The following is a 25470-nucleotide window of genomic DNA, read 5'->3' as shown; positions in this document are numbered from 1 at the left end:
GGTTAGTAGGGTGCAGATCAGCAGCGTTCCCCTCGACCTCACCGCCTCGTCCATCGACCTGACGCGTCAGCTGTGCGACATCGAGTCCGTCTCCGGCAACGAGGGCACCCTGGCCGACGCGATCGTGGCCGCTCTCAGCACACTGCCGCACCTGGAGGTGATCCGGGATGGCGACGCCATCGTCGCCCGCACGAACCTCGGCCGCGAGCGCCGCGCCCTGATCGCCGGGCACATCGACACCGTGCCGCTGAACAACAATCTGCCCACGCGGTTCGAGGAGCACGACGGCATCCGCTACCTCTGGGGGCGCGGCACCGTGGATATGAAGGCCGGCGTCGCCGTGCAGCTGAAGCTCGCCGCCGAGCTCACCGACCCGGCCGTCGACGTGACGTGGATGTGGTACGACCACGAAGAGGTCAACGCCGAGCTGAACGGCCTCGGCCGCCTCGCCCGCAAGCGCCCGGACCTGTTCGTGGGCGACTTCGGCATCCTCGGCGAGCCGAGCAACGGCGTCGTCGAGGGCGGCTGCAACGGCAACCTGCGCGTCGAGGTGCGCACCTACGGCCTGCGCGCGCACTCGGCGCGCGGCTGGGTGGGCGACAACGCCATCCACAAGGCTGCGCCGATCCTCGACATCCTCGCCGCCTACCAGCCTCGCGAGGTGGAGGTCGACGGGCTCGTCTACAAGGAGGGCTTGAACGCGGTCGGCATCTCCGGGGGAGTGGCGGGCAACATCATCCCGGACGAGTGCATGGTGCACATCAACTACCGGTTCGCGCCGTCACGCAGCTCGCAGGAGGCCATCGAGCACATGCACGAGTTGTTCGGCGACTACGAGATCACGGTGGTCGACCGGGCCGACGGAGCACGCCCGGGGCTGGATGCGCCTCTCGCGCAGGAGTTCGTCGCCGCCGTCGGCGGGGTGGCGAAGCCGAAGTACGGGTGGACGGACGTCGCCCGGTTCAGTGCCCTCGGCATCCCGGCGGTCAACTACGGCCCCGGAGACCCGCTGAAGGCGCACGCCGACGACGAGCGCGTCGACGTGGAGCAGATCGTCGCGGTCGAGGAGGGTCTGCGTGCCTGGCTCACGGGTGCCGGCTCCCGCTGACACCGACGCGGGCCTGAGGGCGGACGACACTGCTGCGGGCGGCCGCGGTCCTTGGTGGACGCTGTGGTGGGTGCGCGTGCTCGCGATCTACCTCGCCTCCCGCGTGGTCACGACCGTCATCCTGCTGAGCTTCGCCGCCGGCGAGGGGAAGAACGCCTGGACGAGCGCAGCGCCCGACTACTTCTCGTTCGCGAACCTGTGGGACGGACGCTGGTACGAGATCGTCGCCGGTTACGGCTATCCCGCCTCCCTCCCGGTCGGTACCGACGGCCATGTCGTGGAGAACGCCTGGGCCTTCCTGCCGGGGTACCCGGGCGTGGTGGACGCCGTCATGTTCATCACCCGGCAGCCGTGGCCGGTCGCCGCCGTGCTGGTGTCGGTGCTGGCGGGCGGTGGAGCGGCCCTCGTGTTCCATCAGCTCATGCGCCGGGTCGGGCTGGGCGCCTCCACGAGCCTGTTCGCCGTGGTGCTGTTCTGCGTCTCGCCGGTCTCGCCGCTCTTCCAGGTCGCCTACGCGGAGTCGCTGTACCTGCTGCTCCTGGCCACGGCGCTGCTGCTGCTCGTCGAGCGGCGGTACGGCTGGCTCTTCCCGGTCGTGCTCGCCATGGCGTTCACCCGGCCGTCGGGGCTCGCCTTCGCGCTGGCGCTCGTCCTGCACGTCGGATACCGGTGGCTGCGGCGGCGCGACGACCCGTATCCCGTGCGCGAGCGCGTGCTGAGCGCCTCACTCGCGGTGTTCAGCGGCCTGGCGGGGCTCGCGTGGCCGGCGATCGCCGCCGTCGCGACGGGGTCGTGGAGCGCGTACACGGACACCGAGCTCGCCTGGCGGGCGCCCTACATCGGCTACACGCACCTGCTGCCGTTCGCGCCGTGGTTCCAGGGGGCGGACTGGTGGGCGAGCTCGATGCTCGGCATCCCCGGCTGGGTGGGCGTCGTCGCTCTAGTCGTCATTGTGGCGCTGTTCGGCGTCCTGCTGTTCTCTCCGGCGGTGAAGCGGTTGGGTGTCGACCTGCGGTTCTGGATCGCCGCATACTCGCTGTACCTCTTCGCCGTGTTCTTCCCGCAGTCGAGCACGTTCCGGCTGCTCATGCCCCTGTTCCCGCTGCTGGGAGCCCTCGCACTGCCACGCGGACGCGTCTACCGGGTGGCGATGGTGGTGCTGTTCGTGGCCCTGCAGATCGGCTGGGTGGCGATCTGCTGGACGATCGACGGATACGACTGGTCACCTCCGTGATACCGACGATTTCCGCACGTCGGCAACGATGTCGGATAATAGGAGGACATCCACGAAAGGGGAGCTGCATGGCGGCCATGAAGCCGAGGACCGGGGACGGCCCGATGGAGGCTGTGAAGGAGGGACGGCTCATCATCGTGCGTGTGCCGCTCGAAGGTGGGGGAAGACTTGTGGTCTCCGTCAATGACGCGGAAGCCAAGGAGCTGCACGACGCACTCGCGAGTGTGGTGACGTCCGCCTGATTCGCCTTACGCCTGATTCAGTTGGGCTGAGAAGGGCCCCGATCGAAAGCGATCGGGGCCCTTCTCGCGTATGCGCCGTGCTCGCTGGCCGAGCTCGAGCCGCAGCACGTCACGCGGCTCACCCGGTTCAGCCGCTGACATCCCCGGCTGACGAGAACGCGGACGGCTGACGAAGGAAAGACCCGTCCGGATCTCCTTCGATTGGCAGTAGCGAAGGGGATTCGCGGCCGGAAGGTCAGAATCTCCTTCACAGGCAACCGGCCAACGTCGGTGAAAACCCCTCGAATCTCCGATCCACCGCGGTGCGGATGGAGATCCGCGCCCACGTCGCCCCGATCTCCGACGGTGGCCGGACGTGCGCGGGGTCGTAGTTCGTGGCCGCTCGCGTGTCAGGGCCGTCAGGGCGCGAGCTTGGTGATCTGCAGCAGCCCTTCGCCCGCGGGCGAGAGGGCGCTGATGACCGCTCCCGAGGCCGAGGTTTCGGTGATCAGGGTCCGGAAGCCGGTGGCGAGCTCGTCCCGCGCGGCGGGGTCGGACACGCGACCGCGCCAAAGCGCGCGGGCGACGAGCACCGTGCCGCCGGGGCGCACGAGACGTAGGCCGTGCTCGACGTACTCGATCACCGACTGCGGATCGGCGTCGATGAAGACGATGTCGTAGGAGTTCTCGTTCATCCGGGGGAGCACCTCGAGCGCGCGGCCCGGGATGAGACGCACGCGGTTCGAGGGGACGCCCGCCTCGGTGAAGAACGCCCGTGCGTGCTGCTGGTACTCCACCTCCACGTCGATGGAGGTCAGCTGCGCCTCGGCGACGCCGGTGAGGAGCCACAGCCCCGAGACGCCCACTCCGGTGCCGATCTCGATGATGTTCTCGGCACGCGTGGCCGCGACCACGACAGCCGCCTGAGCGCCGGTCGCCGGTGAGAGCGGTTCGATGCCGAGCTCGAGCGACTGCTGCCTGGCCCGCGCGATGACCTCGGTCTCGACGACGACGTCGTCGGCGAATCTCCAGTTCGAGTCCTTGTCTGACACAGTGCTCCCGTCGATCGACCGCGTTTCGTGGTCAACTCCGAGGATACGGTCGGCTCACGCGGCATCCGTGGAGGCACCGCCGCGATACCCTGGAAAGGTGCTCGGGCTGACCTTCGACAAGCTGCTGATCGTGGCGGTGATCGCTGCGTTCGTCATCGGCCCTGAGCGCCTGCCCGCCTACGCCGCGAAACTCGGTTCGCTGGTCCGTTCGCTCCGCGACTTCGCGAACGGCGCGAAAGACCGCATGCGCGACGAGATGGGCCCCGAATTCGACGACGTCGACTGGAAGAAGCTTGACCCGCGGCAGTACGACCCGCGGCGGATCATCCGGGAAGCGCTGCTGGAGGATGCGCCGGCGCCCGCCGGTGCGATCAAGCCGGTGACGCAGTCGGCGTACGCGCAACGGAAGATGCCGCTGACGGCGGGCGCCGTTCCGCCGTTCGACACCGAATCCACCTGAGGCCGCGCGGCGCGCGGGGGCGCGCATCCACTACGCTGCGGACATGATCGCAACGGAGCAGTCGCTCACTCGGGCGACCGTCGCGCGGTATGCCGTCGGCTCGCTGGGCACCGGCGGGTTCGCCACTCTGCCCGGGCTCGTGCTCGTCTACTACCTGACCGACTCTCTCGGCGTCGCAGCGATCGCCGCCGGTGTCGTGGTGACGGTCGCCAAGGTGTGGGATGTCGTGATCGACCCGGTCATCGGCGCCCGCAGCGACCGGATGCTGGCCGTTCGCGGCTCCCGGCGGCCGATGATGCTCGTCGGTGCGCTGGCTCTGCCGGTCTTCTTCCTGCTGACGTTCGCCGTGCCGCCCGGGACGTCCACAGCCGCCGCCGCCGTCTGGGTGCTGCTGGCGTTCGTGCTGACCGCGACCGCGTTCAGCCTGTTCCAGGTGCCGTACATCGCCCTCCCCGCCGAACTCGCGTCCGGCTACGACCAGCGGACGCGGCTGCTGACCTGGCGCGTCGTTGTGCTGACCTTCGCCATCCTGCTCTTCGGCGCGGGTGGTCCGGCCCTGCGCTCGCTCGGCGGCGGCAACTCGTTCGCCGGCTACCTGCTGATGGCGCTCGTTGCGGGCGTAGTGATCGGCGCCGGGATGACGGTGTCGGCCTTCGTCGCCCCGCGCGGCCTCCCGGAGGGCGTGCAGCCGCCGCGGGAGAGCGTGCTGGCGACCCTCCGCTCGAACTATGCGGCCGGGATGCGCGTGCTGCGCGACAGCCAGCCGTTCCGCGCGCTGCTGCTCACGTTCCTGCTGCAGGGGCTCGCGACCGGCCTGATGCTGGCCGGAGCGAACTACGTGGCCACCTGGGTGCTGCATTCGGAGGATGCGGTCACCTTCCTGTTCATCGCGCTGATCGGGCCGGCGCTGATCGTCACGCCGGTGTGGGGGATCGTCGCGCGGCGGATCGGCAAGGAGCGCGGCTTCCTCGCCGCAAGCATCGTGTTCGGTGTCGCAGCACTCTCGATGGTCGCCCTCGTGTGGGCGCCGGGGGCGTGGGTCTACGCGCCCGTCGCGGTGGCCGGCGCCGCCTACGCGGGCATGCAGTCGCTGCCGATGGCGATGCTGCCGGACGTCATCTCGCACGACGCCCGCCGCAACGGAGAGGGACGCGCGGGGACCTTCGGCGGGATGTGGACGGCGGGCGAGACGACCGGCATGGCCCTCGGCGCGACCGTCCTCAGCATCGTGCTGGCCGCGAGCGGGTACGTGTCGCGGAGTGCCGCGGCAGGCGCCGCGGTGGAGGCCGGGGCGAGCCAGCCGGGGAGCGCGGTCGCGGGCATCGCGCTGAGCTTCAGCGTCATCCCGGCCGCGCTCATCGCGATCAGCCTGGTGCCGCTGATGCGGTACCGGCTGCGGAAGGGAGACATCGATGGTGTCGTTTGACGGGCGCGCGATCCTGAACCGGCTTGCGGCGCTGCGCGAGGCGGATGCCCCCACACACGGCGGCCGGGTCCTCAGCTACGTGTATGACTCAGGGATGCCCGAGCTCGACGAGCTCGCCGCCGAGGCCATGCGCCTGGTGCAGCCGGTGAACGGGCTCGACCCGACGACCTTCACGTCGGTGGCAGTGATGGAGCGCGAGGTGATCGGGTTCGCCCGCGAGCTGCTGCGGGGTGGCGACGAGGTGGCCGGATCGGTCACCTCAGGCGGCACCGAGTCGTGCCTGCTCGCGGTGAAGACCGCCCGCGACGTCTGGCGGGCGCAGGGCGGCACGGGAACGCCGCGGCTCCTCGCGCCGGTCACCGTGCACGCCGCGTTCCAGAAGGCCGCCGCGCTGTTCGATCTGACCCTCGACCTCGTCCCAGTCGACCCTACGACGGGACGGGTGGACGCCTCCCGGCTCGTCTCACGGATCGCACCGGACGTGGCGCTCGTCGTCGTCTCGGCGCCGTCGTACCCCTACGCGACGCTCGACCCGATCGAGGAGGTGGCCGCAGCGTGCGAGGAGGCGGGCGTGGCCTGCCACGTGGATGCGTGCATCGGCGGCTGGATCCTCCCGTTCTGGCGCGCCGCCGACGGCACGGCTCTGCCGCCCTGGGATTTCCGGGTCGCCGGCGTGACCAGCGTGTCGGCGGACCTCCACAAGTACGGCTACGCGCCCAAGGGGGCGAGCGTACTGCTGCAGCGCGACCGCGACCGTCAGCGCCATCAGTACTTCGCCACGACGGGATGGCCGGGCTACCCGGTGGTCAACTCCACGCTGCTCGGGTCGAAGTCCGCGGGGGCGCTCGCGGCCTCCTGGGCGATCATTCAGGCGCTCGGCGCCCGAGGATTCGCGGGCCTCGCCGAGTCGTGCCGCCGCGCCACCCGCGGCCTGCAGGACATCGTCGGCGACATCGACGGCCTGCGAGTGCTCGGCGAGCCGACCGGTCCGTTGCTCGCCGTCACGACGGACGAGACGGTGGAGCCGGCGCGCCGCGTCGACCCGCACCACTGGGCCGACCGGGTGCGCCGTCGCGGCTGGATCCTTCAGCAGCAGCCGGGCCTGACGCAGGCGGACGGCACGCACCTGCCGCACACCACGCACCTGACGGTCACCCCGGTCACCGAGGGCAGGATCGACGAGCTGGAGGCGGCTCTGCGGGGAGCAGCGGACGAGGCGCGCGGCATCCCGCCGGTCGACCAGGAGGCGGTGCTGGCGGCGCTTCCGGGCGACCTGGCTGCGGCGACCGAGCTGGACTCGGCGACGGCGGCGCACATCCTGGCGTCGGTCGGCCTCGGCGGTGGGGGTACGCCGGGGCTGCCGGACGACCAGGCGCCGCTGCTCGCCCTCGTGGAGGCGCTGCCGCGTCCCATCGCCGAGCGGCTCCTCGTGGAGCTCCTCGCCCGAGCGGTCGAACCACCCGACGTCTGACGCGCGCGTGGCGGAGGGTCAGCGCACGGAGAGGCCGAGCTTGCGGCCGGCGAGGCCGCGGCTCCGGGTCGCAAGGCGCTCCGCCACCTCACGGATCGCCGCGGCGGCCGGGTCGGTCGGGTCGGTCACCACGATCGGCGCGCCCGTGTCCCCACCCGCCCGCAACGGGATGCTGAGGGGCACGCTGGCGAGCAGCGGCACCTCCTCCTCTTGGCCGGCGGACAGCCGGCGGGCGACCTCGGCACCTCCACCGGAGCCGAAGAGGTCGAGCACGCTGCCGTCCGGCTGCACGAGACCGGCCATGTTCTCGATGACGCCGATCACGCGCTGACCCGTCTGCCGGGCGACGACGCCACTCCGCTCCGCCACATCGGCTGCGGCGGGCTGCGGGGTCGTCACGACGAGCACCTCGGCGCCGGGCAGCAGCTGACCGACGGAGATCGCCACGTCGCCGGTGCCGGGCGGCAGGTCGAGCAGCAGTACATCCAGGTCGCCGAAGAACACATCCGACAGGAACTGCTGGATGGTGCGGTGCAGCATCGGACCGCGCCACGCCACAGCGGCCGAGGCCGAGTCGACGAACATCCCGATCGACACCACCTTCACGCCGTAGGCGACCGGGGGAAGGATCATGTCATCCACCCGGGTGGGCCGCGGCGCGACACCGTTCTCGTCGGTGAGCCCCAGGATGCCGGGGATCGAGAAGCCGTGGACGTCCGCATCCACGATGCCCACGCGCAGCCCGCGCTCGGCCAGTGCGACGGCCAGGTTCGCCGTGACCGTCGACTTGCCGACGCCGCCCTTGCCGCTCGTCACCGCGTACACGCGGGTCAGCGACTCAGGCCCGAACTGCTGTCCGCGTGCCGGCCTCCCGGCCCGGAGCTTCTCGGTCAGCGCCTTCCGCTCTGCGGGGGTCATGACCGACACGTCGACCGCCACCTGGGCGACGCCGGGGACGGCGGCGACCGCCGTGCGAACATCCCGTTCGATCGCGTCGGCGGCGGGACAGCCCACGATGGTGAGCTTGATGCCGACCTCGGCGCGGCCCTCCGCATCCACCGACACGTCGCCTACCATGTCGAGTTCGGTGATCGGCTTGCGGATCTCGGGGTCCAGTACCGCCGCGAGGGCGCTCCGGACGGCCCCGGCGAGCCCCGACTCAGGCACGGGCCTGTTCGCCGTCGCCCGCGTCGCTCCTCTCGAGATCCTCGAGCAACGACCTCAGCTCGGCACGGATGAAGTCCTTCGTCGCCATGTCCTTCACCGCGAGGCGCAGTGCGACCACCTCACGCGCCAGGTACTCGGTGTCGGCGAGATTGCGCTCCGCCCGCTGCCGGTCCTGCTCGATCTGCACGCGGTCGCGGTCGTCCTGCCGGTTCTGGGCGAGCAGGATGAGCGGCGCAGCATACGACGCCTGCAGCGACAGCACCAACGTCAGGGCGATGAAGCCGATCGCGGCCGAGTCGAAGCGCCACGCTTCGGGGGCGAGCGTGTTCCACGCCATCCACGCGATGACGAAGACGGTCAGCCCGAGAACGAACCACGGCGTGCCCATGGCCCGCGCGATCCACTCGGTGAACCGGCCGAAACGGTCGCTCGACTCCACGCGGTCGCGCCGGAGCACCGGCGTGCGCAGACCTTTCGGCGTGCCCAGCCCGTTCGGGGCGTCGAGCCCTGAGTCCTGCCTACCTCGTGCCACTCCCGCCCCTCCTTCCGTTCACGATGCGGATGCTGCCGGTCTCGTCGGACGCCGCCGTGCGTTTCACGGGGTCGTCCTCGTCTTGACTTCGCCAGTCGTCGGGGAGCAGGTAGTCGAGGATGTCGTCGATGGTCACCACCCCGACGAGCCGGTACTTGTCGTCAACGACCGGGACGGACACCAGGTTGTACGAGGCGAGGATGCGGGAGACCTCCGCCGCCGAGGTGCCGGCGGTCACCGGCTCGAGGCTGGGGTCGAGCAGCGTGCCGAGGCGGACGTGCGGTGGGTAGCGCAGCATCCGCTGGAAGTGCACGATCCCGAGGAAGCGGCCCGTCGGCGGCTCGTACGGTGGCAGCGTGACGCAGACCGCGGCGCCGAGGGCGGGCGCCAACTCGTGCCGGCGGATGAGGGCGAGGCCCTCGGCCACTGTCGCGTCGGCCGACACGATGATCGGCTCGGTGGTCATCAGACCGCCCGCGGTGTCCGGGTTGTAGCTGAGGAGCATGCGGACGTCGTCCGCCTCCTCCGGCTCCATCAGCTCGAGCAGGTGCTCGCCGCGCTCGTCGGAGAGCTGGGCGATGAGGTCGGCCGCGTCATCCGGCTGCATCTGATCGAGCACGTCGGCCGCGCGGTCGTCGTCGAGCTGGGTGAGGATCTGCACCTGCTCGCTCTCGGGCATCTCTTCGAGCACGTCGGCGAGGCGGTCGTCGGGCAGCTCTTCCGCCACCTCCAGCATCCGCTGCTGCGGGAGGTCGAGGAGGGTGTTGGCGAGGTCGGCGGGCTTCAGCTCCGAGTAGGTGGCGATCAGCTGCTCCGCCGACTGCGCCTCGCCGAGCTTCTGCTTCTCGCGCACCTCGTTCCACGACACGAACGTGGTCGGGCCCTTGGCGAACGGGGATGCGCCGGTCTTCGGCTTGCGCACGAACAGTTGGCTGACGGCCCAGTCGCCGGTCTCGGTCTCCTCGATGGCGACGTCTTCGATGGTCGCCTCTCCGCCGCCCTCCGTGAAGACGACCCGACGGCCGAGAAGCTCGGCGATCACGCGGACCTCGCCGCCACGCTGCTCGAAGCGGCGCATGTTGATGATGCCGTTGGTGATGATCTGGCCGCTGCCGATGCTGGTGACGCGCCCGATCGAGAGGAAGACGCGCCGCTTGCCGGGGATCTCGACGATCAGGCCGACGACCCGCGGCGGGTCGTTCTTCCGGTACACCACCAGGACGTCGCGAACCTTGCCGACCCGGTCACCAACGGGGTCGAACACGGTCGTGCCGGCGAGGCGGGCGACGAAGACTCTGGCGGAACTCACCCTATAAACCTAGCGCTCGCAGGTGAATGAGGGCTGTTTTCCACAGGTCTCCCTGCCCTGGAAGGCGGCGGATGGAACAATGGGGGACATGAGCACACAGGGGCCCCTGGGCGGGCGCAACCGTCTCCTCTTTCCGACGCTGCCGCGGGGCGAGGTGGTCGCCACCTTCGAGAGCTACCCGGCCGCGCAGGAAGCGGTCGACGTGCTGGCCCGCGCCGACTTCCCGGTCGACAAGGTCTCGATCGTCGGAAGCGACCTGAAGAGCGTCGAGCGTGTCACCGGCAAGCTCAGCTGGGGCCGGGTCGCCCTGGCGGGTGCGGCCTCCGGCGCCTGGCTCGGAATCTTCTTCGGCCTCCTGCTCATCATCTTCTCGCCGAGCGTCAGCCTCGCGTTCGTGTTCGCCGCCGTGCTGATCGGCGCCGGGTTCGGGATGCTGTGGGGCATCGTCACGTACGCCGTCAACCGCCGGACGCGCGACTTCACCTCCGTCCAGCAGGTGATCGCGACCAGCTACTCGGTGCTCGTCGACTCCGAGCTCGGCAACCGCGCTCGCAACCTGCTGCAGAGCGGGGGAGCGGAGCAGCCCGCGGCGGCCGCACCGGGATGGACGCCGCCTGCGCAGCCGCAGCATCCCTCCGACCCGCCGCCCGCGCCGCCGGCCGCAGCACCTCCCGTCGTGCCGCCTACCGGCGACGAGCGGCCGCCTGCGCCGCAGGCCTGACAGGTCAGCGCTGCGACAGGCGCTGCACCCACGCTTCAACGTCGTCGGCGGTCCGGGGGATGGCCGCGGAGAGGTTTTCCGCGCCGTCCTCCGTGACGAGGATGTTGTCCTCGATCCGGACGCCGATCCCGCGGAAGCTCTCGGGCACCGTCAGGTCGTCCGGCTGGAAGTACAGCCCCGGCTCGATCGTGAACACCATCCCGGGCTGCAGCACGCCGTCGAGGTACAGCTCCCGTCGCGCCTGCGCGCAGTCGTGCACGTCGAGTCCCAGATGGTGGCTCGTCCCGTGCACCATGTAGCGGCGGTGCTGCTGGTTGTCCGCCTCCAGCGCCTCCTCGGCGCTCACCGGCAGCAGCCCCCACTCGGCCGTGCGCCGGGCGATGACCGCCATCGCCGTCGCGTGGATCTCGCGGAACCGGATGCCCGGGCGGACGATCGCGAAGGCAGCGTCGGCGGCCTCCAGCACCGCCTCGTAGATCCGGCGCTGCGTCTCGGTGAACGTTCCGCCGATGGGGAATGTGCGGGTGATGTCGGCCGTGTAGTAGCTGTCCAGTTCGACGCCCGCATCCAGCAGGATGAGGTCTCCGGGCACCACCGGACCGTCGTTGCGCGTCCAGTGCAGGATGCACGCGTGCGGCCCGCTCGCCGCGATCGTGTCGTAGCCGACCGCGTTGCCGTCGGCGCGGGCGCGACCGTAGAACACGCCCTCCACGAGCCGCTCGCCCCTCGGGTGCGCCGTGATGCGCGGCAGGTCGGCGATCACGTCGTCGAAGCCTCGGGCGGTCGCCGCCACCGCGGCGCGCAGTTCGGCTACTTCGAACTCGTCCTTCACCAGGCGGAGCTCGGAGAGGTCGCGGGCGAGCCGGTCGTCCTCGCTGTGGTCCTCGGGGTCGACGTCGACGTCGGTGCCGTCGCTCTCCGATCCGGGGCCGAGCAGCATCCTGGCCGCATCCACCTCGTCGGTGATCGCACGGTCGGCCTCGCGCAGCACGACGGTGTCGCTGTCGACCGCGTCGAGCACGGTGCGCACGTCGGCGATGCCACGCGTGGCGACGGCGAGGTCGCTCGCGACCTGGGCTAGTGACGGCCGCGGGCCGATCCAGAACTCGCCGATCTCGGGGTTCGCGTAGAACTCGTCGGAGTCGCGCCCGGCGCGCTCCCGGAAGTACAGCGTGGCCTCGTGGCCGCTGCCGGACGGCTCCAGCACGAGCACGCTACCGGGCTCGGAGTCTGACCCCCACCCGGTCAGGTGCGTGAAAGCCGAATGCGCCCGGAACGGGAAGTCGGTGTCGTTGGAGCGCTGCGCGAGCCGTCCGGCCGGGATGATGAGCCGCTTACCCGGGAAGAGCTCGGAGATCCGAGCCCGCCGCGCAGCCGCATACTGCGCCTGCCTGCGCGGCTCCGGCAGCACCTCGGGGTGCTCGGCCCAGCCGCTGCCGATGTACCGGCGGAACGCATCCGATCCGGGTGTCGTGGAGCGGTTCTGCGTCGCGCGCGGCGCCTGGTCGGTCTCGGCGGCTTCGCTGGTCTCTGTCGTCGTGGCGACGGCGCTGGTGTCGGAACCGGTGGCGGGGGTGGCTGAGCTGGTCGGCTGGGAGGACATGGCGTCCATTCTTCCACCCGGTGGCCGCCATGCGCCCGGCCGGTCAGCGCCCTCCTAGGATGGTCAGCATGGTTGATGCGCGGCGGTTCCGGGGTCCCGTCGACCTGCACACGCACTCCAGCGTGTCCGACGGCACGCAGACCCCGGCAGAGCTCGTGCGCTCTGCGGCGGAGGCGGGCTTGGGCACGGTCGCGCTCACCGACCATGACTCGACCGCCGGTTGGGCGGACGCGGCCGCGGAGTCCGCCCGCTCGGGTATCACCGTCATCCCCGGGATGGAGCTGTCGACGCGCATCGAGTTCGCCAGCGTCCACATGCTCGGGTATCTCTTCGATCCGGCGAACGCAGCGCTCGTCGCCGAGACCAAGCGGATCAGGGACGGCCGTATGCGGCGCGCCGAGGACATGGTCCGGCGCATCTCCGAGGACTACGACGTCACCTGGGAGGACGTGCTCGCCCAGGCCACGGAAGGCGCGACGGTCGGCCGACCGCACATCGCCGACGCGCTCGTCGCCCGAGGGCTCGCCACCGACCGGAGCGCCGCGTTCGCGGGGATCCTGCACTGGCGAAGTGGATACTTCCAGCCGCACTACGCGCCCGACCCGCTCACCGGCGTGCGGCTCATCCGCGGCGCCGGAGGTCTGCCGGTGCTGGCGCATCCCGCTACGGGTGGTCGCGGGCGCGTCATCCCGGAGGACCGCCTGAAGCGGCTCGTCGACGGCGGCCTGTTCGGGCTGGAGCTCGACCACCGCGAGAACAAGCCGGATGGCGTCGAGCGCCTGCGCGAACTGGCGGCCCGGTACGGCCTGCGGATCACCGGCTCCAGCGACTACCACGGCGCAGGCAAGCCCAACCGGCTGGGGGAGCACACGACCGATCCGGCCGTGCTCGACGCGATGATCGAAGAAGCGACAGGCGCGGCGCCTTTCTACGCTCCCTGACGACCTGCCCCTAGCCTGGAGGGCGGGGTACGAAAAGCAGTCGGGGCGAGAAGGCGAGGTGCGCGGGTGAGACGGTTCTGGCGAGGATCGGCGGTCGCCGCCGCCTTGACGGTGGCTCTGGTGGTCTCGGCGGGAGTGGCACCCGCGAACGCGGACAGCTATCCCTCGTGGGAGGACGTCCAGGCGGCGAAGAACAACGCGACGGCCGCCCAGGCCGAGGTGGACCGCATCAACGCGCTCCTGCAGGGCCTGCAAAGCGCCGCCAACGCGGCCGGCGATCTCGCGGTCAAGCGGCTGGGCGAGTACGGCAAGGCCGAAGCCGACCTGCAGTCCGCGACGGAGAAGGCGCAGAGTCTCGCGCAGAGGGCTCAGGATGCGTCGGCGAAGGCCGAAGCGCTGAAGGCGCAGAGCGGAAAACTGGCCGAACAGCTCACGCGGGCCGGAACCTCGTCCGTCTCCCTCCGGCTCTTCCTCAGTCCGAGTGCGGGCACGTCCGAATCCCTGCTCTACCAGCTCGGGGCGGTGTCCAAGCTGGCCGACCAGTCCAGCACGCTCTTCGCACAGGCCAACGCGCAGAAGAACGTCGCGTCGTCGCTGAGCGCCCAGGCGAGCGACGCGCAGAAGATCCGCGATCAGCTCGCCGCGGCGGCGAAGAAGGCGCTGGAGGTGGCGAACGCGGCGAAGGCTGCGGCCGACGCCCAGCTGGCCGATCAGAAGCAGCACGCGAACACGCTGTACGCGCAGCTGGCGTCGCTGAAGAACACGGAGGCGTCCGTCGAGCAGCAGTACGCCGCGGGAGTCGCCGCTGCGGAAGCGGCAGCATCGGCGGCGAACACTGGCGGAGGGTCGGACGGCTTCGCGCCTCCGCCCGGCATGGTCGTCGACCCCGCGGGGGCGCAGGCGTACGCCGCGAGCCGGCTGCCGGCGTTCGGCTGGGGGAGCGACCAGATGCCGTGCCTCATCAAGCTGTGGAACCACGAATCCGGCTGGCGCGCGAACGCGTACAACTCCGACAGCGGCGCCTACGGCATCCCGCAGTCGCTCCCGGCGAGCAAGATGGCCTCGGCCGGACCCGACTGGATGACGAACCAGAACACGCAGGTCAGCTGGGGGCTGGACTACATCAACCGCGCCTACGGCTCACCGTGCGCGGCATGGAACTTCGAGATGAGCCACGACCCCAACTGGTACTGAGCACGCAGCTCCTGAGTTTTTCGTGCCCCGAGGGGCGAAACGAGCGAAAAACTCAGGAGCTGTTGGTGTGTGGGTCCGGGATGCGTCAGCTGGCGGGCGTCGTGGCGGAGCCGCCACGCGAGCGACGGCGACGGCGGCGCGGTGCGCTGTTGCCGTCGCGGTGCTGCGAGCCGCCGCCATCGTGCGTGCCGGCGGCAGGAGGCTTCGCCTCGCCGCCCTCGGCCGCTGAGGCCTCAGAGCCTGCGCCCTGCGCAGCGCCCTGAGTCGCGCCCTGCGACGCGCCGTGATCGGAGCCGCCGCGCGTGCGGCGACGGCCGCGACCGCTGCGGTCCGAGCCGCCCCGGTCGGAACCATCGGGCCCGGTGGAGTCGGTGCGACCGCCCCGGGGAACGTCCGGCGACTTCACGGCGGGTGTCGGCTTCAGGCGGCCCTTGACGCCCTGCGGGATGTCGAGGTCGGTGTACAGGTGCGGCGACGACGAGTAGGTCTCGGTCGGCTCCGGCTGGCCGAACTCGAGCGCGCGGTTGATGAGCGCCCACTTGTGCAGGTCGTCCCAGTCCACGAACGTGACCGCGATGCCGGTCTTGCCGGCGCGGCCGGTGCGGCCCACGCGGTGCAGGTAGGTCTTCTCGTCCTCGGGGATCGTGTGGTTGATGACGTGGGTGACGTCATCCACGTCGATGCCGCGCGCGGCCACATCGGTCGCGATCAGCACATCCTTCTTGCCCGCCTTGAACGCGGCCATGGCGCGCTCGCGCTGCTCCTGGTTCAGGTCGCCGTGCACGGCGGCGGCGTTGAAGCCACGGTCGTTGAGCTCTTCGACCAGCTTCGCGGCGGCGCGCTTGGTGCGCGTGAAGATGACGGTCTTGCCGCGGCCCTCGGCCTGCAGGATGCGCGAGATGACCTCGTCCTTGTCCAGCGAGTGCGCCCGGTAGATCAGGTGCTTGATGTTCGCCTGGATCTGACCCTCGTCGGGGTCGCTGGCGCGGATGTGCACCGGGCGGGTCATGAACCGGCGCGCGAGGGCGACGATCGGGCCCGGCATGGTCGCCGAGAAGAGCATGGTGTGGCGGGTGGCCGGCGTCTGCGCGAACAGCTTCTCGATGTCGGAGAGGAAGCCGAGGTCGAGCATCTTGTCGGCCTCGTCGAGCACCATCTCCTCCACGTTGCCGAGGTTCAGGAGGCGCTGGCCGGCGAGGTCGAGGAGACGACCGGGGGTGCCGACGACGATCTGGGCGCCGCCCTTGAGCTGCGCGATCTGGCCCTCGTAGGCCTTGCCGCCGTAGATGCTGGCGATGGAGGTGGGACGGCCGGACGCGGCGGTCTCCAGGTCTTCGTAGACCTGGATGGCCAGCTCGCGTGTCGGTACGACCACGAGGGCCTTGACGCCGGGCGCCGGGTCGAGGCCCAGGCGCTGGATGAGCGGGAGTCCGAAGCCGAGGGTCTTGCCCGTTCCGGTCTTCGCCTGGCCGATGATGTCCTGGCCGGTGAGGGCGAGGGGGATGGTCTGTGTCTGGATGGGGAACGGCTCGATGATGCCCTTGGCGGCGAGCGCATCCACCATGTCCTGGTCGATGTTGAGATCGGAGAAAGTCACTGGTGAGTTGCCTGTCGATTCGATTGGAGTGTCCACGCCCTTTTCACTGTCGCAGTTCTCTGTCGCAGGCGTAGGGCCGTCGATCCTGCGCCGACGGCGGTCCAAGCCTACTGGACGGTCCCCGATACACTGCTGAGCGTGTCAACTTGGTTCACCCGGCGACGGCCCTCCGTCGAGCTCTCGCGACTGACCCCGCGTGCGCGCCCGGTCGCCACCGTGCGGATCGACCTGCACGAAGTGATGCCGGACCTGCTGCCGTATCTCGGCCAGGCCGCGTACCTGCAACTGGAGCAGTTCGAGACGCTCTCGCGCGTCGCGGCGGAGACGGACGACCTGCGGGCGAAGGGGCTGGTGTCGGCCGCGGCCGGACACGCCCTGTCGAAGCATCAGGGGATCGTGGCCGAGATCCGCCGACGAGGCGACGACCCGGCGGAGGCGATGAAGCCGTTCGCAGACGAGATCGAGGGCTTCAGCGCGCTCATCGTCGGGGTGGACTGGCGCGAGACACTGCTCTCAGCGCTGGTGACCGGCGGGCTGCTGGACGACTTCTTCATCCGGCTCGCGGCCGGGCTGCCCGGCGATGTGGGACCCCGGCTCGCGCACCTGCTCGGGTCGGAGTCGGGTCAGGAGGGCATCCTCGAGGTGCTGCGGGGACAGATCGCGGCCGACCCGGTGCTCGCGTCCCGGCTCGCGATGTGGGGACGCCGCCTCGTCGGCGACACGCTGCTCGTCGCGCGCTCGGCGCTGCACCTCTCGGGGAACCGGGCGACGGATGAGGAGCGGATCGAGCCCATCTTCACGGAGCTGATCGCCGCGCACACCCGGAGGATGGACGCGCTGGGCCTGACCGCGTAGTGCACGTCGGCTCGGAGTCCTGTTTTCAGGACAATGCCCGCGTCCTCTTTTAAGGACATCCGGCTCGCGACGTCAAACCATGCCCTGTTTTCAGGACATAGCTTCACCGAAGTGGCCGGATCTCCTGAATAGAGGACCGGAAGCACGTCCTGAAAACAGGACTCGCGGCCGCGACGCGTCCTGAATTCAGGACACGCGTCGCGTGCGCGCTTCTGGGAAGCACCGGATGCCGCGCAGCGCCCAGCCATGACTCGTTGCGGGATCGCGCGGCGAATGGAGACGAGATGTCACCACTCGAGCGGCGACGAAGGCCGCGTCAGCGGACGACCGCGCCCTTCGTCAGCGTGTGCAGCATCCGCTCGTCGTTCGCGGCGCGCACGCGCCCGACAACGAGGTCGGTGACGGCAACGATCAATGCGGTGCCCAGAAGGGTGATCCACCAAATCCAGCCGCCGTCCCACTTCAGGCCCGCCCAGGTGAGGGCGACCCAGAGCACGGCGGACGCGATCACGCCGACGGCGGGGATGAGCGCGGAGCCGTGCGTGTGCCGGTTCGGCAGGAGGTAGCGTCCGGCGAGGCCGATGATGGCGCCACCGAGGACGACGAAAAGCAGTTCCACGAGAGGGAGGCTAGCCGACGAACCCGATCCGGCGCGATTCCTCGGTGCCGATCTCGACGTAAGCGATGCCCGCGGTCGGGACCACGTAGAGGCGGCCCTTGTCGTCGTTGAGGCGCAGCACGCCGGTGCCGCTGGTCAGCGCGCTCTGCACCTGCTCCACGAGCTCCTCAGCCGACTGCGAGGTCTCGAAGTTGAGCTCGCGGGGGGCGTTGACGATTCCGATGCGGATCTCCACGTGGGTGCCTTTCGAGTCTGACCGGCGGGTGTGAGTTCAGACTACGGCACACGGCTCGCGGCCCCCGCTCGCGTTCTCTGTCGGCGGACGCCGATAGCGTGAAAGGCATGATCGTTCGAGGCTTCCGGATGCGCCCAGCGGGCACCGCCGAATCCACTGGGATAGCCCTCGACGGCGCCCAGGCGGAGGTGATCGCCCTCCCGGATGGAGCTTCTGCGGCGGTGCTCGGCGCACCGGGAACGGGCAAGACCACCACCCTGATCGAGGCGGTCGCCGACCGTGTCCTCGGGCGCGGCTACGCGACCGGCGAGGTGCTCGCGCTGAGCGCCTCCCGCACGGCCGCGACCGCCTTGCGCGACCGCATCGCGCTCCGGCTGGGCGTGCCGACGAACGGACCACTGGCGCGGACCGCCACGTCCTTGGCGTTCCAGCTGGTGGGCGAGCGTGCCCGCCGCGACGGTCTGGAGCCGCCGCGCCTCCTCACCGGCGGGGAGCAGGACCAGATCATCGCCGAGCTGCTCAGCGGCCACCTGGAGGACGGTTCGGGTCCCGCCTGGCCCGAGCCACTGGTGGATGAGGTGCGCGCGCTGCGCGGTTTCCGCACGGAGTTGCGCGAACTGATGGCACGCTGCGCCGAGCGGGGCGTGACGCCGTCGCGGCTGTCCGAGCTGGGCGCGATCACCGGCCACGACGAGTGGCGGGCCGCTGCCCGATTCATCGCCGAGTACCAACTCGTCGTCGACAGCTACCGCGGAGGATTCGTCGACTCGGCCGAACTGATCGCCTCGGCGGTGGGCGTGGTGCAGGAGGGCAGCTCGCTCGATTCGCTGCGCGCGGTGTTCGTCGACGATCTGCAGGAGGCGACGGTCGCCACCCTCGCGCTGCTGCGCGCCCTCGCCCAGCGCGGCGTCGCTGTGATCGCCTTCGGCGACCCGGATGTCGCCTCGACCACGTTCCGCGGGGCCGAGGCCACCGCGCTCGGGCAGCTGGAGGGGCGGCTCGGCGTTCCCGTCACCCGATTCGTGCTGACGACCGCGCACCGGCAGACGCCCGCGCTGCGGGAGCTGACGGCACGGGCGGCCGAACGGATCGGCGCGGCCGCGGCCGGTGTCCAGCGGATGGCGTCCGCCGGTCGGCCGGCGCCCGAGCCGAACACCGACACCGCCACCGCCGACACCACCGATACCGCCTCCGCCCGCCCGGAGATCGTGCGCCTCGTCGCCGTGTCCGCACCATCCGAAGCGTCCCGGCTCGCCCGGAAACTGCGCGAGGGCCACCTGCTCGACGGGGTTGCGTGGAGCGACATGGCCGTCATCGTCCGCTCCGGCGCGCTCGTTCCCGCCCTCGCCCGCGCCCTCGCGGTGGCGGAGGTGCCGACCACGACGAGCATCGCCGGGAGGCCGCTGCGCGACGATTTCGCCGCCCGCCAGCTGATCACGATCGCGGGCGTCCAGCTCGGCTCGCTCGAACTCACGCCGATCGTCGCGACGGAACTGCTGCTCGGGCCGTTCGGCGGCCTCGACAGCGTGAGCCTCCGCCGGCTGCGGCTGGCGCTCCGTCAGGAGGAGCTCGCGGGCGAAGGCAACCGCCCGGGCGACGAGCTTCTCGTGGAGGCGCTGCAGCATCCCGCGCATCTGGCGACCATCGATGCGTCGCCGGCCCGCCGCGCCGCGCGCCTGGCGGAGACCCTCCGCTCCGGCCGCGAGAAGGTCGCGGCCGGGGCATCCATCGAGGAGCTGCTCTGGCACATCTGGGAGCGGAGCGGCCTGGCCGGCCGCTGGCTGGAGCATTCGGGGCGCAGCGGCATCGTCGCCGACGAGGCCAACCGCCACCTGGACGGCGTGGTCGCGGTCTTCACGGCCGCGCGGCGGTTCGTGGAGCGGTATCCCGAGCGCCCCGCGTCGGATTTCGTCGTGGAGTTGCTGGGCGCCGAGGTGCCGGAGGACACGCTGGCCGCGCGGACGGCGGGGGACGCCGTTCTCGTGTGCACGCCGAGCGCCGCGATCGGCCGGGAGTTCGAGGTGGTCGCTGTCGCCGGGCTCCAGGAGAGCGTCTGGCCGAACCTCCGTCTGCGCGGCTCGCTCCTGCACCCGCAAGAGCTCGCCGACGCTGTGGAGGGCCGCACCACCGAGACCGAGGACGAACGGGCGGAGGTGCTCGGCGACGAGTTGCGGATGTTCGCCCTGGCCGTCTCCCGGGCACGCGGCCAGGTCATCCTGACGGCGACGGCGAACGACGACGAGCAGCCGTCGCCGTTCCTCCGGCTCGCCGGTGAGCTGGCCGTCGACGACACGGACGACGGCGCCCATCCGCTGTCCCTCCGGGGCATGGTCGGCCGCCTACGCCGCCGGCTCGTCACCACCGGCGCTCCGGATACCGCAGAGGCGCTCGCGCGGCTGGCGGACGCCGAGGTCGAGGGTGCGGACCCCACATCCTGGTACGGGCTGCTGGAGCCGTCCACCACCGAGCCGCTCGTCGACCTGGACGATCCGGAGGCGGTCGTCCGCGTGTCGCCCTCACGCCTGGAGACGTTCGAGAAGTCCCCGCTCGCGTGGTTCGTCGACACGATGGCGGCGTCGCCGAGCGGCCTGGCCGCCGGGATCGGCACCGTCGTGCACGCGGTCATGGAGGAGGCGAGCACGAGCGACGATCGCGACCTCAGCGTCGACCGCCTCTGGCAGGGCATCGAACGCCGGTGGAGCGAGTTGGCGTTCGAGTCGCCGTGGCTGGAGGAGAAGGAGCGGCGCCGCACGCGGACCCTGACGGCGGGCGTGTCAGAGTACCTGCGCGACTTCGAGCGCGCCGGCGGCATGCTGCTGGGCTCGGAGGGCGCATTCGAACTCCGCCTCGGTCGTGCGCTGGTGCGCGGCACCATCGACCGCGTCGAGCACACGCCGGACGGCACGGTGGTGATCGTCGACCTCAAGACTGGCAACCGCACGCCGACGGCCGCCGAGGCGGCCGAGCACGCGCAGCTCGGCGCCTACCAGCTGGCGCTGGAGCACGGCGCGATCGAGCAGGCGGCCGAGCTTCCCTCCGGGGGAGCGAAGCTGCTGTTCGTCGCGAAGGGTGTCCGCGGCAAGGGCTACCGCGAGGTGGTGCAGGACCGGGTGGATGAGGACGGCCTCGACCGCCTGCGCGAGCGGGTGGCGCGGGCCGCCGAGGGGATGGCGGCGTCGAGTTTCGCGGGCGTGGTGGACCTCGGCGAACGCGACCCGCACGGACGATACGAGTACCGCATCCATCTGGTCCCTGCGGTCAGCGCGGGAGGAGGAGCATGACGGACGAAGCGACGCACGTCGACGACGAGAGCCTCCTGGAGTGGGCGACGGAGCAGGCGGGCCTCGATCTCGTGGAGCAGGCGTTCTCGCTGGCCGAATCCGAAACCGGAAGCGACGAGCGCCCACGTCCGGCGCGGAACCTGAGTGCCGTGGCCATTGCCGACGCTCTCGGGCTCCCGACACCGACACCGCAGCAGCAGGCAGTCATCGAGGCGCCGCTGCGGCCGGCCATCGTGGTCGCCGGCGCCGGGAGCGGCAAGACGGAGACCATGGCCAACCGAGTCGTCTGGCTGTTGGCCAACGGCCACGTCCGGGTGCCGGAGATCCTCGGGCTGACCTTCACCCGCAAGGCTGCGGGTGAGCTGGCCCTCCGCATCCGGGCGCGGATCGAGCAACTCGTCGCGTCGGGGGTCACTGACGTCGAGTTCGACCCGTTCGAAGCGCCAGAGGTCGCGACCTACAACGCGTTCGCGAACGCGATCTTCCGCGAGAACGCGCTGCTCATCGGCCGCGAACCGGAGTCCGCGGTGCTGAGCGAGGCATCCGCCTGGCAGCTCGCACGCCGGCTGGTCGTGACCAGCACTGACGACCGTCTGGTCGAGCTCGACCGCAGTGTCGAGGCGGTCACGAGCGCCGTGGTCGCCCTCAGCAGAGCCCTCAGCGAGAACGTGGCCGACCCGTCGGAGGTGGAGCGGATGGTCGGCCAGTTCGGCCGCATCGCCGAGCTGCCGACCGGCAACGGGCGCATCAAGGAGCTGTACGCCTCCGTCCGTTCCGCCGTGGATGCGGTCGGTTCCCTCCCGCCGCTGCTCGACCTCGCCCGCGCGTTCGCTGACGAGAAGAGGCGGCGCGGTTTCGTCGAGTACTCCGACCAGGTGGCGCTCGCCCTCTCGGTGTGCGAGCGGCTGCCCGACGTCGTGGCCGACTACCGCCGCCGGTTCCGGGTGGTGCTGCTGGACGAGTACCAGGACACCTCCGTGGTGCAGACGCGCCTGCTGTCGGCGCTGTTCGCCGGTCAGCCGGTGATGGCGGTCGGCGATCCGCACCAGTCGATCTACGGCTGGCGGGGCGCGAGCGCGGCCAACCTCGGCCGGTTCTCGGCCGACTTCTCCGCCGACTTCAGAGGCGAGCGCACTGCCGAGCGCACCGGCAGCGAGGGCGGAGCGGACGAGTACGCGCTCAGCACCAGCTGGCGCAACCCGACCCGTGTGCTGGATGCGGCCAACATACTGGTCGCACCGCTGACGGCCGCGTCCCCGGTCCCCGTCGAGCAACTGCAGCCGCGGCCGGGCGCCGCAGCGGGGGAGCTTTCGGCGGTGTTCGAGCAGACGGTCGCCGACGAGGCGGACACCGTCGCGCGCTGGCTCGGGGAGCGGCTGCGCGAGCGCGACGGCGACGGGGTGCCGCCCAGCGCCGCGATGCTCTGCCGGTCGCTGAAGAAGATCGACGTGTTCACGGCGGCGCTCGGCCGGCACGGCATCCCGTATCACGTGCTCGGCCTCGGCGGGCTGCTCGAGCAGCCGGTGATCGCCGACCTGGTGAGCGCGCTCAGGGTGATGCACGACCCGACGGCCGGCTCGGAGCTCATCCGGCTGCTGACCGGCGCGAAGTGGCGCGTCGGCATCAAGGACATCGCTGCCCTGCGCGGCGTCGCGTCGTGGCTGGCCGAGCGGGACCATCGCTATCAGAAGCTCGATCCCGAGCTGCGCGACCGGCTGCGACGTTCGGTCGCGGGCGAGGAGTCCGCCTCCCTCGTCGACGCGCTCGATTTCGTCGTCGAGGCGCCGGTCGGCCACGGCCGGCTGGAGGGGTTCAGCGTCGCGGGTCTCGAACGGATGCGAGACGCCGGGCGGCGGCTCGACCACCTGCGCTCCCGCGCGGGACTCGACCTGCTCGACCTCGTCACGCTGGTGCAGCAGGAGCTCCTGCTCGACATCGAGGTGGCGGCGAACGAGACGGCGCAACTGGGGCAGGCGAGCCTCGACGCCTTCGCCGAGCAGGTCGCCTCGTATCTCGCGGCCGACGACCAGGCGACCCTCGGTTCCTTCCTCTCCTGGCTCGCTGAGGCCGAGCAGCGCGACAATCTGGCTCCGCGCAGCGAGGAGCCGGAACCGGGTACCGTCCAGATCCTCACCATCCACGGCGCGAAGGGCCTCGAGTGGGATGTGGTGGCCGTGCCGCGACTAGTCGACGGCGAACTGCCGGGACCGCCGCAGAGCCGGAAGGGATGGCTCGCCTTCGGACAGCTGCCGAACGAGTTCCGCGGCGATTCCGCCGAACTGCCCGTCATCGCCTGGCGCACCGCCGAGACGCAGAAGGACGTCAACGAGTCGATCGTCGCGTTCGAGGAAGAGAACCTCGCCCGGCACCTCGACGAGCAGCGCCGGCTGATCTACGTCGCCGTCACCCGCGCGCGGCGCCGCCTTCTGCTGTCCGGTTCGTACTGGTCGACGCAGACCCGCCCTCGCGGCCCCGGGTCGTACCTGCTCGAGCTGCAGCAGGCAGGGCTGCTGCCGGAGGACGCGTTCCCGGACTGCGACGAGCCGGACGAGAACCCCCTCACCCTGACGACCGCGACGCTGACCTGGCCACTCGATCCGCTCGCGACGCGCCGCAGCCGCGTGGAGGCCGCCGCCGAGGCCGTGCGCCGGGCCCGCGAGCGCGGCGCGGGCGACGGCGGCGTCTACGCCCGCGACCTCGACCTGCTGCTCGCCGAACGCGCCCGGCTGAGCGAGGAGGCCGGTCTCGTCGAGCTGCCCGCACGCATCCCCGCATCGCGGTTCAAGGACTACGTCACCGATCCGGGCGCCGTCGCGGCGTCGCTGCGGCGCCCCATGCCCGAGCGCCCGTACCGCCAGACGCGGCTCGGAACTCTGTTCCACCAGTGGGTCGAGGAGCGCTTCGGCACACCGGCCGGTGCCGCCGATGTGCTGGACGCCGACGCGATCGAACGCGACGACCTCGCCGGGGACGTACTGGAGGCCGAGCGTTTCGAAGAACTCAAGGCGACGTTCGACGCCTCCGAGTGGTCCGGACGCCGGCCCGAGCAGGTCGAGCTGGAGATCCACATCACCCTCGCCGGGCAGGTCGTCGTCTGCAAGCTGGATGCGGTGTACCGGGCCGAAGACGGCATCCACGAATACCAGATCGTCGACTGGAAGACCGGTAAGGCACCACGCGACGCCGACGACCTCGAGCGCAAGCAGCTTCAGCTGGCGCTGTACCGGCTGGCGTTCGCCCGGTACGCGGGCATCGACCCGGAGCGCATCGACGCGGTCTTCTACTTCGTGGCCGACGACCGCGTGGTGCGGCCGGAGCGGCTCTACGCGGAGGAGGAGCTGACGTCTCTCTGGTCGTCGGCCACCGGCTTCATCCCGCCCGAGCGGCGGTAGCCGTCCGGCCGGTCGCCGGGGGTGCGGTCGAGCATCGCCTCGACGTCGTCGATGGCCATGATCGGGCCGGTCGCGGTCGACAGGGCGTTCATCGAGTTGCTGTGCACCCGATCCACGAGCCCGTCGAGCATCTCTACCGCGTCATCCACGATGGTCTGGTCGCGCACCTCGCGCCCGTGGAGCAGCCAGCGCGCCACTTCGAGCTCCGCGTACAGCATCGCCCGCTGCGTGAACTGGCGGTCGGTCGCCACCTGACGAGTGGATGCGTACGCGCCGAGAGCCCCGTCGGTCGCCTCCGGGTTCAGGGCGAGCAGCCAGTGCAGGTCGCGGGCCGGGTCGCCGACGCGCAGCGCCGACCAGCCGAGCACCGCGCTGACGACGTCGCGCTCCACGAGGAACGAGTCGGCGGTGAGGGAGCCGTTGATGACGGTCGGCTGGAACTGCCAGATGGAGTGGTCGGCAGCGGCATCGCGCCAGCGGTCGCGCAGCGCGGTAGGCAGGAGCCCGGTGGAGGCGGCGGACTCGATCACCGAGTTGGCGGCGGTGAGGCACTCGGCGGCCGACATGACCGGAAGCCCAGCCTCCCCGACGAATGCTGTGGGAAGGGCGTGGATGGCCGCGATGGCGTGCCCGATCGACCCGGCCAGGCCGTCGCCCGGCGGGACGTCCTCGACGGCGACGTGCTCGCCGGGAAGGAACTCGTACACGACGGCCCGTGTCCCCGCGACGGGTGCCTGACCGAGGTAGCGCGGCACGTCGAACGGCAGCCTGCTGCGGATGCCGGTGGTCAGGGCGCGCAGGGCGACCAGGTCGGCGCTCTGCTCGGTCTCGGCCACCTGGGTGGTGGGAACGCGCACGATCACGGTCGAGCCGTCCCTCGTCGTCAGCAGCGCGGAGTCGAAGTCGCCTGCGCCGCCGTGGCTGAAGCTGCGGGCGCCGGAGACATCGAGGTCGGGAACGGCCGAGGTGGCCAGCGCGGCTAGAGTGAAGTGGGATCTGGCCATGCACCTAGGCTAATTGGACCTCCCTGCGACGGCCGTCCGCCACGCCCC

At 71.0% G+C, this 25470-nt stretch carries 21 protein-coding genes; 12 read left to right on the top strand and 9 right to left on the bottom strand.

Going from position 1 to position 25470, the window contains the following annotated elements; all coding sequences use genetic code 11:
- The first annotated feature begins 10 nt into the window (after positions 1-10).
- The 3 genes from dapE (at position 11) to AB4Z18_RS11105 (ending at position 2584) form a co-directional block, all read left to right on the top strand.
- Positions 11-1108 carry a succinyl-diaminopimelate desuccinylase gene (gene dapE / locus AB4Z18_RS11115; RefSeq protein ID WP_441782736.1) on the top strand — a complete coding sequence of 366 codons (1098 nt, stop codon included), beginning with the start codon at positions 11-13 and terminating at the stop codon, positions 1106-1108.
- On the top strand, positions 1077-2342 hold the full coding sequence (locus AB4Z18_RS11110; RefSeq protein WP_441782735.1) for a hypothetical protein: 1266 nt from the start codon (positions 1077-1079) through the stop codon (positions 2340-2342). Before dapE ends, AB4Z18_RS11110 begins: the two co-directional genes overlap by 32 nt.
- A 68-nt stretch (positions 2343-2410) precedes the next feature.
- The gene (locus tag AB4Z18_RS11105; protein ID WP_018190460.1) at positions 2411-2584 is read left to right on the top strand and encodes a DUF3117 domain-containing protein; all 174 of its coding nucleotides are present in this window, start codon (positions 2411-2413) and stop codon (positions 2582-2584) included.
- Between the two features lie 398 nt (positions 2585-2982).
- On the opposite strand, the gene AB4Z18_RS11100 is transcribed toward AB4Z18_RS11105, so the two are convergent.
- Positions 2983-3615 (bottom strand): O-methyltransferase, encoded by a 633-nt coding sequence (locus tag AB4Z18_RS11100; RefSeq protein ID WP_441782734.1) that lies wholly within the window; start codon positions 3613-3615, stop codon positions 2983-2985.
- 97 nt (positions 3616-3712) lie between these two features.
- Between AB4Z18_RS11100 and AB4Z18_RS11095 the strand changes: the two genes are divergently transcribed.
- The 3 genes from AB4Z18_RS11095 to AB4Z18_RS11085 are packed head-to-tail and all read left to right on the top strand — an operon-like array spanning position 3713 to position 6972.
- Positions 3713-4075: a twin-arginine translocase TatA/TatE family subunit gene (locus AB4Z18_RS11095; protein ID WP_441782733.1), complete on the top strand. Its 363-nt coding sequence runs from the start codon at positions 3713-3715 to the stop codon at positions 4073-4075.
- A 43-nt stretch (positions 4076-4118) separates the two neighbouring features.
- Positions 4119-5501, top strand: a complete 1383-nt coding sequence (locus AB4Z18_RS11090; RefSeq protein WP_441782732.1) for an MFS transporter — start codon at positions 4119-4121, stop codon at positions 5499-5501.
- Positions 5488-6972 carry a pyridoxal phosphate-dependent decarboxylase family protein gene (locus AB4Z18_RS11085; protein WP_441782731.1) on the top strand — a complete coding sequence of 495 codons (1485 nt, stop codon included), beginning with the start codon at positions 5488-5490 and terminating at the stop codon, positions 6970-6972. The genes AB4Z18_RS11090 and AB4Z18_RS11085 overlap by 14 nt, the downstream gene beginning before the upstream one ends.
- Before the next feature lie 18 nt (positions 6973-6990).
- Here AB4Z18_RS11085 and AB4Z18_RS11080 read toward each other — a convergent pair whose 3' ends face one another.
- From AB4Z18_RS11080 to AB4Z18_RS11070, 3 genes are read right to left on the bottom strand one after another with little or no spacing between them, the layout of a single operon-like run.
- Positions 6991-8139, bottom strand: coding sequence for an Mrp/NBP35 family ATP-binding protein (locus tag AB4Z18_RS11080; protein WP_441782730.1), 1149 nt, complete (start codon positions 8137-8139; stop codon positions 6991-6993).
- A complete protein-coding gene (locus AB4Z18_RS11075; RefSeq protein ID WP_441782729.1) occupies positions 8132-8671 on the bottom strand; it encodes a DUF1003 domain-containing protein in 540 nt (179 codons plus the stop codon). The genes AB4Z18_RS11080 and AB4Z18_RS11075 overlap by 8 nt, the downstream gene beginning before the upstream one ends.
- On the bottom strand, positions 8658-9980 hold the full coding sequence (locus tag AB4Z18_RS11070) for a magnesium transporter MgtE N-terminal domain-containing protein (protein ID WP_441782728.1): 1323 nt from the start codon (positions 9978-9980) through the stop codon (positions 8658-8660). The genes AB4Z18_RS11075 and AB4Z18_RS11070 overlap by 14 nt, the downstream gene beginning before the upstream one ends.
- An 88-nt stretch (positions 9981-10068) precedes the next feature.
- Here AB4Z18_RS11070 and AB4Z18_RS11065 point away from each other — a divergent pair, with 88 nt between their 5' ends.
- The gene (locus AB4Z18_RS11065; protein ID WP_441782727.1) at positions 10069-10701 is read left to right on the top strand and encodes a general stress protein; all 633 of its coding nucleotides are present in this window, start codon (positions 10069-10071) and stop codon (positions 10699-10701) included.
- Between the two features lie 4 nt (positions 10702-10705).
- Here the strand turns inward: AB4Z18_RS11065 and AB4Z18_RS11060 are convergent, their stop codons facing one another.
- Positions 10706-12313 (bottom strand): aminopeptidase P family protein, encoded by a 1608-nt coding sequence (locus AB4Z18_RS11060; protein ID WP_441782726.1) that lies wholly within the window; start codon positions 12311-12313, stop codon positions 10706-10708.
- A gap of 59 nt (positions 12314-12372) precedes the next feature.
- On the opposite strand from AB4Z18_RS11060, the gene AB4Z18_RS11055 reads away from it, so the two are divergent.
- A complete protein-coding gene (locus tag AB4Z18_RS11055) occupies positions 12373-13245 on the top strand; it encodes a PHP domain-containing protein (RefSeq protein ID WP_441782725.1) in 873 nt (290 codons plus the stop codon).
- 66 nt (positions 13246-13311) lie between these two features.
- Positions 13312-14439: a coiled-coil domain-containing protein gene (locus AB4Z18_RS11050; protein ID WP_441782724.1), complete on the top strand. Its 1128-nt coding sequence runs from the start codon at positions 13312-13314 to the stop codon at positions 14437-14439.
- 85 nt (positions 14440-14524) lie between these two features.
- Here AB4Z18_RS11050 and AB4Z18_RS11045 read toward each other — a convergent pair whose 3' ends face one another.
- Positions 14525-16036, bottom strand: a complete 1512-nt coding sequence (locus tag AB4Z18_RS11045; protein WP_441782723.1) for a DEAD/DEAH box helicase — start codon at positions 16034-16036, stop codon at positions 14525-14527.
- A 138-nt stretch (positions 16037-16174) separates the two neighbouring features.
- On the opposite strand from AB4Z18_RS11045, the gene AB4Z18_RS11040 reads away from it, so the two are divergent.
- The gene (locus AB4Z18_RS11040) at positions 16175-16891 is read left to right on the top strand and encodes a ferritin-like fold-containing protein (protein WP_441782722.1); all 717 of its coding nucleotides are present in this window, start codon (positions 16175-16177) and stop codon (positions 16889-16891) included.
- Between the two features lie 316 nt (positions 16892-17207).
- Here the strand turns inward: AB4Z18_RS11040 and AB4Z18_RS11035 are convergent, their stop codons facing one another.
- Both AB4Z18_RS11035 and AB4Z18_RS11030 read right to left on the bottom strand, forming a co-directional pair.
- Positions 17208-17510 (bottom strand): hypothetical protein, encoded by a 303-nt coding sequence (locus tag AB4Z18_RS11035; protein ID WP_441782721.1) that lies wholly within the window; start codon positions 17508-17510, stop codon positions 17208-17210.
- A 10-nt stretch (positions 17511-17520) separates the two neighbouring features.
- Positions 17521-17745, bottom strand: coding sequence for a DUF3107 domain-containing protein (locus AB4Z18_RS11030; RefSeq protein ID WP_441782720.1), 225 nt, complete (start codon positions 17743-17745; stop codon positions 17521-17523).
- Between the two features lie 107 nt (positions 17746-17852).
- On the opposite strand from AB4Z18_RS11030, the gene AB4Z18_RS11025 reads away from it, so the two are divergent.
- Both AB4Z18_RS11025 and AB4Z18_RS11020 read left to right on the top strand, forming a co-directional pair.
- Positions 17853-21026 carry an ATP-dependent helicase gene (locus AB4Z18_RS11025; protein ID WP_441782719.1) on the top strand — a complete coding sequence of 1058 codons (3174 nt, stop codon included), beginning with the start codon at positions 17853-17855 and terminating at the stop codon, positions 21024-21026.
- Positions 21023-24418: a UvrD-helicase domain-containing protein gene (locus AB4Z18_RS11020; protein WP_441782718.1), complete on the top strand. Its 3396-nt coding sequence runs from the start codon at positions 21023-21025 to the stop codon at positions 24416-24418. Before AB4Z18_RS11025 ends, AB4Z18_RS11020 begins: the two co-directional genes overlap by 4 nt.
- Here AB4Z18_RS11020 and AB4Z18_RS11015 read toward each other — a convergent pair.
- The gene (locus AB4Z18_RS11015; RefSeq protein ID WP_441782717.1) at positions 24349-25422 is read right to left on the bottom strand and encodes a phosphotransferase; all 1074 of its coding nucleotides are present in this window, start codon (positions 25420-25422) and stop codon (positions 24349-24351) included. The two genes, AB4Z18_RS11020 and AB4Z18_RS11015, sit on opposite strands and share 70 nt — an antisense overlap.
- Between the last annotated feature and the right edge of the window lie 48 nt (positions 25423-25470).

The sequence above is a fragment of the Leifsonia sp. 2TAF2 genome, from assembly GCF_052115085.1.
Classification (GTDB): Bacteria; Actinomycetota; Actinomycetes; order Actinomycetales; family Microbacteriaceae; genus Leifsonia.
This window is presented reverse-complemented; position numbering and strand designations above follow the sequence as displayed.